The organism is Deltaproteobacteria bacterium, from assembly GCA_016208165.1.
GTDB lineage: Bacteria > Desulfobacterota > Desulfarculia > JACQYL01 > JACQYL01 > JACQYL01.
The window spans coordinates 5,861-7,208 of sequence record JACQYL010000026.1 but is presented as its reverse complement, the minus strand read 5'-3'; the positions used below and the strand labels follow the sequence as shown (position 1 = coordinate 7,208).

General features: G+C 56.8%; 1 protein-coding gene and 1 pseudogene (1 of these 2 only partly in view). Both read right to left on the bottom strand.

Annotated features, from left to right (window positions below; translation table 11 throughout):
* Positions 1-420: pseudogene (locus tag HY788_05270) on the bottom strand (metal ABC transporter permease) (it extends 311 nt beyond the left edge of the window).
* 1 nt (position 421) lies between these two features.
* The gene (locus tag HY788_05265) at positions 422-1,186 is read right to left on the bottom strand and encodes a metal ABC transporter ATP-binding protein (GenBank protein ID MBI4773581.1); all 765 of its coding nucleotides are present in this window, start codon (positions 1,184-1,186) and stop codon (positions 422-424) included.
* Positions 1,187-1,348 lie beyond the last annotated feature (162 nt).

Below are 1,348 nucleotides of genomic sequence, written 5' to 3'. Positions count from 1 at the left end.
CGCGTCCAAACCGAGCATGACCCAGAGGTCCCGTGTGGGAACGGCCAGAATGCTTCCGAACAGATAGCTCATCAGATCGACGTTGTATCCCGGTGTCAGGTCGATGAGCACAATGCCGATGGCGAATCCGACGGCCCACAAAACACCGATAATCGTGTCTACGCGATGCCGACTTCCCAGCGTGGCAAAACCCATGATGGCGGAAATCGCCAGAGAGAATCCCGCCGCCCCCACGGTGGGCGGAATCCCCAAAAAAAACGCCAACCCAATGCCGCCATAGGCCGCGTGAGCAATGCCTCCGGCCAAAAACACGATCCGATTCACCACCACCAGAGTTCCCATAATGCCGCAGGCCACGCTTGCAAGAAGGCCTGCCAGGATCGCGTTGCGAATAAATTCGAAATGCAGGGCTTCCAGCATGTCAATCATCCTCGTGCAGTCGAAGAACCCGATGCGGTACGCCGTGAGCGATGAGCTCCACTGGACAGTGATACGCCCTTTGCAGCATGTCCGGGGTGATTTCAGACTCGTCGTGAAAATAGACCTTTTGATTCACGCAGGCCACGGACTTCACGTAGCTGGACAGCACGCTGACGTCGTGACTGACCACCATGATGGTGACGGTCTCATTGAGTTCATTGAAAAAGCGGTAGAGAGAGCTCTGTCCTTCCACATCCACGCTCGCGGTGGGTTCATCCAGAAACAGGATCTCGGGTTCCGACGTCAAAGCCCGGGCGATGAAGACGCGCTGGCGCTGACCGCCCGATAGCTCTCCGATGCGGCTGTTGCGGTATTTCCACATATCCACGCGGGTCAGGCTTTCCTGCGCCAACTCCCGATCCCGTTTGGAATCCCCTCTCTTACGCCTGTGTAAGCCCAGTTTGCCCATGAGGACTACGTCAAATACCGTGATAGGGAAATCACGATTGTGCGAGGTGTCCTGGGGTACGTAGCCGATTCGGCCGGCGGCCTCGCGAGGCTCTTTTCCGAAGACGCGAACGTAACCGCGATCCGGTTTCAGGATTCCGAGGATCAATTTCAATAGAGTGGTCTTTCCCCCCCCGTTCGGACCGATGATGGCGAGAAACTCTCCCCGCTGAACATCCATGTCCACATCCTTGAGCACGGGATATTCGTCGTAGGAGAACCACAGGTTTCGGATTTCTATGATGGTTTCCGTCGTCATGCTCTGTTACCTCGAATGGCTCATTCCCCCCGTTCCGTGAGGAATTCCTCCTAGGGGGGTCTTGGGCCCGGAAAACGATGTATCCCAAACGGCGGGAGATACGCTGCTTAAGACGCGGAACGACGGACCCATCCGCGATGGATCCTCCGCTCCGCAGGCATT